The organism is Streptomyces sp. NPDC057654, assembly GCF_042800135.1.
GTDB lineage: Bacteria > Actinomycetota > Actinomycetes > Streptomycetales > Streptomycetaceae > Streptomyces.
On sequence record NZ_JBHVHQ010000497.1, the window covers coordinates 1 to 6,378 of the forward strand.

The following is a 6,378-nucleotide window of genomic DNA, read 5'->3' on the forward strand; positions in this document are numbered from 1 at the left end:
GTCCAGGAGCGCGTCCACGTCGCCCGCCGCCAGCGCCCGGTTCCCCCAGTCGTCGAACTCCGCCGACCAGGAGGGCGGCTGCGGCCCCGCGTGCCGCAGCGCGGCGAGGTTGTGGGTGAAGAAGCCGCTCCCGACGATCAGCACGCCCTCGTCGCGCAGCGGCGCGAGGCGGCGGCCGATGTCCATCAGCCGCCGCGGGTCGAGGGAGGGCATGGAGACCTGGAGGACGGGGATGTCGGCGTCCGGGTACATCTCGACGAGCGGGACGTACGCGCCGTGGTCCAGGCCCCGGTCGGGGATGTCCTGTACGGGCGTGCCGGCCGCGCGGAGCGTGGCGCGCACCCGGTCCGCGAGGCGGGGCGCGCCCGGCGCCGCGTACCGCACCCGGTAGTAGTGCTCGGGGAAGCCCCAGAAGTCGTGGACGAGCGGCACGGTCCCGGTGGCGCCGAGGGCGAGCGGCGCCTCCTCCCAGTGCGCTGAGATCATCAGTATCGCGGTGGGCCGGGGCAGTCCGGCGGACCAAGCGGCGAGCTGGCCGGGCCACAGCGCGTCGTCGGCGAGCGGCGGCGCACCGTGCGAGAGATAGAGGGCGGGCATACGCCCGCCGGTCGCGGACGCGAACGCGGCGGCGGCCTCGGATGCGGGAACGGTGGCGGACACGTGCCTCTCCAAGATTCCGGGTACTTGAACTCTCAAGCTAGTAAGTGCACCCTACTCCGGAATTGTTTAACCTTCAAGAATCCAGCTTCGAATGAAACAGTGGACGCCATGACGAACCAACCCGCGGCAGAGACTCGCTGGCTCAATGACGAGGAGCAGAGCATCTGGCGCGCGTACCACCACGCCTGGACCCTCCTAGAGGACCACCTCGACCGCCAGCTCCAGCGCGACGCCGGGATGCCGCACATCTACTACGGCCTTCTCGTCCTGCTCTCCGACGCCCCGCGGCGCCGGATGCGCATGACCGACCTCGCCCAGAACGCCAAGATCACCCGGTCCCGGCTCTCGCACGCCGTCTCCCGGCTGGAGAAGAACGGCTGGGTGCGGCGCGAGAACTCGCCCGACGACAAGCGCGGCCAGCTCGCCGTCCTCACCGACGAGGGGTTCGAGACCCTGAAGGCGAGCGCGCCGGGCCATGTCGCGGCGGTGCGCGCGGCCATCTTCGACCGGCTCACACCCGAACAGGCCAGGTCGCTCGGCGAGATCTGCCGCGTGATGGCCGAGGGCCTCCAGCCGGAGGGCGCCGACCTGCCGTGGCTGCGCTAGCGCGCGGCCGTCGCCGGAGCCGAAGCCGGAGCCACGTGCCGCCGTCGCCGCAGGGCTCGGCCGTACGGGCGTGACACCCGGCCGTACGGGCGTGCCGCCCCCGCATGCCCGTAACGCCGCCGTACGCCCCGTACGCCCGTACGCGCACGCGGAAGGCCCCTGCTGCACAGCAGGGGCCTTTCACGTGTGTACGAGCGAGCCTCGCCCCCGTACGGACCGGGTCAGTGCGCCATCACCGGAATGGCGTCCTCCAGCGCGGCCTCGCCATCGCCGGAGCCCGCCTGGGGGCCGCCCTGACGGCCGGCGTTGACGAGCGTGAACGCGATCACCGACGACAGCAGCAGGATGCCGAACGCCCACCAGATGGCGGTGGAGGTGCCGTGCATCATGGCGTTGAGCTTGAGCGCCTGCACGGACGCGGGCGTCGTGGCGGAGGCCACGTGCGACGTCGCGTACGCGGTGGTGGCGCTGGCCGCCACGGTGTTCAGGAGCGCGGTGCCGATCGCGCCGCCGACCTGCTGCGAGGTGTTGACCATCGCGGAGGCGACGCCGGCGTCGCGCGGCTGCACGCCGTGCGTGGCCAGGCTCATGGCCGGCATGAAGGCCGTGCCCATGCCGAGGCCCATCAGGACCAGGCCGGGCAGGATCAGCGCCGGGTACGAGCTGCCCGCGCTGAGCTGGGTCAGGATCAGCAGGCCGATGGAGGCGACCAGGAAGCCCGGCCCCATCAGCAGCCGCGCCGGGACGCGGGTCATCAGCCGGGCGCCGATCTGCGTCGAGCCGGTGATCATGCCCGCGACCATCGGGAGGAAGGCCAGGCCGGTGGTGACCGGGGTGTAGCCCTTCACGACCTGGAGGTAGTAGGTCAGGAAGAGGAACAGGCCGAACATGCCGATGACGGCGAGACCGAGCGCGAGGTAGACGCCGCCGCGGTTGCGGTCGAGCACGACGCGCAGCGGCAGCAGCGGGTTCTTCACCCGCGACTCGACGGTCACGAAGGCGGCGAGCAGCACGACGGCGCCGACGAACAGGCCGATGGTGATGCCGGCGCCCCAGCCGTCGGACTCGGCGCGGGTGAAGCCGTAGACCAGCGAGACCAGGCCGAGGCTGGCCAGGATGACGCCGGGGATGTCGAGCCTGGAGGGGTTGCGGCTGCCCTCGGGCTCACGGATGACGAAGACCGCGCCGGCCGCGGCGACGGCGGCGAACGGGATGTTCACGAAGAACGTCCAGCGCCAGTCCAGGTACTCGGTGAGCACGCCGCCGAGGAAGAGGCCGATGGCCGCGCCGCCGCCGGCGATGGCGCCGAAGATGCCGAACGCCTTGGCGCGCTCCTTGGCCTCCGTGAACAGCACCGCGAGCAGCGAGAGCGCGGCGGGCGCGAGCAGGGCGCCGAAGATGCCCTGGAGCGCGCGGGCGCCGAGCAGCATGCCGGTGTTGCTCGCGATGCCGCCGAGGGCGGAGGCGACGGCGAAGCCGACGAGGCCGATCAGGAAGGCCCGCTTGCGGCCCCACAGGTCGGCGACGCGGCCGCCGAAGAGCAGCAGCCCGCCGAAGGCGAGCGCGTAGGCGGTGATGACCCACTGCCGGTTGCCGTCCGAGATGCCGAGGTCGGCCTGGGCGGAGGGCAGCGCGATGTTCACGATGGTGGCGTCGAGGACGACCATCAGCTGGGCCAGCGCGATGAATATGAGCGCTTTCCAGCGCCGGGGATCGAGTTGACGGACGGTATCTGGCATGGGTGTAGCCGCCTAGCGGTGCGGAGGGTGGAAAAACGGGACACAGGACACGACGTGCGCCGGGTGCCGGACGTGACACAGGACGTGCGGCGTACGACGGACCCGTTGAACGCTGTTGAACGCTACGGACGTCGATTGTTGCGGAAGGGTCTGACAACAGGGTCGGGGCAGATCGCTCGGGCAGGAGCGGGAAGCCGGTTCATGGCGTGCGGCGCAGGTCCTCCAAGGTCGCGGCGGCGCCGGTGAGTTCGGAGCGGGCCGGGGTCATCAGGCCGTCCAGGAACAGCTGGAGGTGCCGGTGCACGAACTGGTCGAAGTTCAGACAGCCGCTGCCGGGCAGCGGGCGGGTGAGCTGCGTGAGGGCCACCATCAGATCGCCGACGGCGATGTCGGAGCGGAGCGCGCCCGCGTCGCGGGCGGCGCCCATCACCGCCTCGATCGCCCGGTCCAGGCGCTCGCGCGCCGCGGTGAGATCCGGGTGGTCGCGCTCGACGCCCTGGGCGAGCAGCGGGCACAGGGCCCCGATGCGCTCGTCCGCCGCGGCGTGCACGAAGCGCCTCAGCGCCAGGAAAGCATCGGGCTCCTCAGCTCGTACGCGTTCGGCCTGTTCCGCGATGCGGGACATGACCGAGAGGGTGACATGGTGGATCAGTTCGGACCGATCCGCGAAGTGCCGGTACAGAGTGGCATTGCCCACCCCGGCCCGTCGAGCGATTTCATCGAGCGGCACCTCGATCCCGTGTTCGACGAGCATCTCGCGGGCCGCCGCGACGATCCGCTCGCGATTGCGCACGGCGTCGGCGCGGAGCCGCAGCCGGGGATGCGCGGGCTTCGCGGCGTCGGTGGCGGCGGTGGCTGCCATCGGGGCACTCCCTTCTCTGGTTCCTCTGGTTCCACTGGCTCACCGGTTCGCCGGATCCACTGGCCGCGTCGCGGGCATCGCCGCGGTTTCACCTGTGGGTCGGCCGGCGGACGGGGTCCGGGCCGGTGCGGTACGGGGATTTCCGTACGTATCAGTAACTTCGCCCCCTGGAACCGGGGACCGACTCCCCGGTTGTGCGGGACGTATCTGAAAACGGGGAGGGGGTCCCCGGATATTTCGCGGGACGGGTGTGACCTGTGGCACATCCGGCAATTCCGGCATGACGCGCCACATCCGCCTCCGCGCACCCCCTCCCCCGCTCACCCGTCCGCCGTAACCGAACAAGCGCGCGGACACTCTCCGGAACAGGGTGAACACAGAGAGCGCCCGCGCTCAGGCGGTCGCTCCCGCACCCCGAGGTGATCGGCATGCCCCACATAGCCTCCGCGCTCGTGGCCACGACGGTGACGACCGCGCTCGCCCTCCCGCTCACCGCCCCTGCCGTCCCCACCGCCCCCGGCGCCCCTCACAGTTCCAGCGCCCCCAAGCCCGCCGCGCACGCGCCGCCGTCCCCGTCCGCGCCCGCCGCGGCCCGGCCCGGCGCCCGCCCGGCGCCGACCAGGCCGACCGGACCGACCGGGCCGGCAGCCGTCGCCGACCGCCCGTACGGCCCGTGCGCACTCACCGGCATCCGGGACCACGTCTCCGAGGTCGGGCGCACGCCGCCGGGGTACGCGAGATCCAGCGGGACGGTGCGCGCCATCACCCTCTTCATCGACTTCCCCGACGCCCCGGCCGCCGGTCCCGTCGCCGAGCGCTACGGCGAGTTCTTCCCGATGGCCGCGGACTACTTCCGGGCCGCCTCGTACGGGCGGCTGGACTACCGCGCCACCGCGCACGCCCGCTGGATCCGGATGTCCCGGCCGTTCGCCGCGTACGGCATCGGCCGCGGCACGCCCTTCGACCCCGCCTCGGGCAGCGGCTACTACGCGATATCCAAGGAGATCCTCGCCGCCGTCGACCGCGATATCGACTTCAGCCGGTACGACCTCATCAACGTCCTGGCCACCCCGAACGCCGGGCCGCCCGCCACCGAGTCCGTCCTGTCCGTCACTTTCAGCGGCGGCCCGATCGGCCTCGACACCGACGACGGCGTCCCCTTCACCAACGCCTCCTTCATCTGGAGCCGGCAGACCGGCGACAGCGCCTTCCGGGTCCTCGACCACGAGGTCGCGCACGCCTTCGGCCTCCCGGACCTCTACTACACCGACGGCAAGAGGCGACCGCCGCCCGTCGGCCACTGGGACCCCATGGACGAGGACTGGGGGCCGGCCGACGACTTCCTCGCCTGGCACAAATGGAAGCTGGGCTGGCTGCGCGCCGGGCAGGCGCACTGCGTCACACGCCCCGGCACGAGCACCTACACGCTGACGCCCACCGCGGCCGCGGGCGGCCTCAAGCTCGTCGCCGTTCCGCTCTCCGGCAGCCGCGCCATCACCGTCGAGGCCCGTGACCAGGGCCCCCTCGACCCGACGGTCTGCCGCCCCGGCGTGCTCGTCGCCTCCGTCGACGCCGCCGCGGCCACCGGCACCGGCCCGGTCCATGTCGCGGACGCCACACCGGGCAGCGGGGGCTGCGCCACCGACGACCCGAACGTCGACGCGGAGCTGAGCGACGCCGCGTACCGGGCGGGCCAGACCTTCGCGGCCGAGGGCGTGCGCGTCGAGGTGCTCGGCCAGGACGGCGCGGGCCGCTGGCGCGTGCGCGTCACGTCGGAGCGCTGAGCGAGCGCGTCACCTCCGCTCCCCACCAGAGCGCCACCAGAGCGCCTCCTCCCGCACCTTCGGACCGGAAGGGAACCGTCATGGACCCCAGCCGCCCCCCGATACGCGCGCCGCGCCGCGGCCTCGTCCTCGCCGCTACCGCGCTCCTCGCCGCCGTCGCCGCGACCGCCGCCGGCTCCTCCCCCACCGCCCCCGCACCCGCCGCTCCGGGCTCCTCCGCCGCCGGGCAGCGGCTGGGGACCGACCCCCGCCCCGGCACCGCCGTCCCGTCCGGTGGCGGGTCCTGCGTCCTCGCCCCCGGCGCCGGGGCGCAGATGTCCGAGGGGCTGCCCACCGCCCCGGGCTATGTGCGCGGCACGGGCACGGTCCGCGCGCTCACCCTCGCGATCGACTTCCCGGACGCTCACGGGCGCGGCACGGCGCGACAGCGGTACGCGGAGTTCTTCCCCCGGGTGAGGCAGTGGTTCAAGGCCGCCTCGTACGGGCGGCTCGACTACCGCCCCGCGCTGCCCCTCACGCACTGGCTGCGGATGCCGCACTCCTTCCGCTCGTACGGGATCGAGCGCGGCTCCACCTTCGAGCCCGGGTACCGGCGGCTGCTGCGCGACCTCGCCCACGCCGCCGCCGAGGCCCGCCCGGCCGTGGACTTCCGCCCGTACGACCTGGTGAACGTCCTGGTCACGCCGAACGCCGGGCCGCCCGCCACCGACACCGTGCTGTCCGTCAC

5 protein-coding genes and 1 pseudogene are annotated in these 6,378 nt (G+C 73.0%); 3 read left to right on the forward strand and 3 right to left on the reverse strand.

What is annotated here, in order from left to right:
• A partial coding sequence (locus ACFU99_RS28875; protein ID WP_384397577.1) for a dioxygenase occupies nucleotides 1-597 on the reverse strand: 597 nt, incomplete at its 3' end.
• Between the two features lie 171 nt (nucleotides 598-768).
• Between ACFU99_RS28875 and ACFU99_RS28880 the strand changes: the two genes are divergently transcribed.
• A complete protein-coding gene (locus ACFU99_RS28880) occupies nucleotides 769-1,266 on the forward strand; it encodes a MarR family winged helix-turn-helix transcriptional regulator (RefSeq protein WP_384397569.1) in 498 nt (165 codons plus the stop codon).
• 221 nt (nucleotides 1,267-1,487) lie between these two features.
• On the opposite strand, the gene ACFU99_RS28885 is transcribed toward ACFU99_RS28880, so the two are convergent.
• A complete protein-coding gene (locus ACFU99_RS28885) occupies nucleotides 1,488-3,005 on the reverse strand; it encodes an MFS transporter (RefSeq protein WP_384397571.1) in 1,518 nt (505 codons plus the stop codon).
• 199 nt (nucleotides 3,006-3,204) lie between these two features.
• Nucleotides 3,205-3,867 carry a TetR/AcrR family transcriptional regulator gene (locus ACFU99_RS28890; protein WP_384397573.1) on the reverse strand — a complete coding sequence of 221 codons (663 nt, stop codon included), beginning with the start codon at nucleotides 3,865-3,867 and terminating at the stop codon, nucleotides 3,205-3,207.
• A gap of 428 nt (nucleotides 3,868-4,295) precedes the next feature.
• Here ACFU99_RS28890 and ACFU99_RS28895 point away from each other — a divergent pair, with 428 nt between their 5' ends.
• The gene (locus tag ACFU99_RS28895; RefSeq protein ID WP_384397575.1) at nucleotides 4,296-5,651 is read left to right on the forward strand and encodes a M6 family metalloprotease domain-containing protein; all 1,356 of its coding nucleotides are present in this window, start codon (nucleotides 4,296-4,298) and stop codon (nucleotides 5,649-5,651) included.
• Between the two features lie 80 nt (nucleotides 5,652-5,731).
• A pseudogene (locus ACFU99_RS28900) lies at nucleotides 5,732-6,378 on the forward strand (M6 family metalloprotease domain-containing protein); the annotation flags it as partial.

Excerpts from the sequence above, each read along its gene's own strand:
- ACFU99_RS28890 (WP_384397573.1), bottom strand. The coding sequence starts at position 3,867 with ATGGCAGCCACCGCCGCCACCGACGCCGCGAAGCCCGCGCATCCCCGG.
- ACFU99_RS28885 (WP_384397571.1), bottom strand. The coding sequence starts at position 3,005 with ATGCCAGATACCGTCCGTCAACTCGATCCCCGGCGCTGGAAAGCGCTC.
- ACFU99_RS28895 (WP_384397575.1), top strand. The coding sequence starts at position 4,296 with ATGCCCCACATAGCCTCCGCGCTCGTGGCCACGACGGTGACGACCGCG.
- ACFU99_RS28880 (WP_384397569.1), top strand. The coding sequence starts at position 769 with ATGACGAACCAACCCGCGGCAGAGACTCGCTGGCTCAATGACGAGGAG.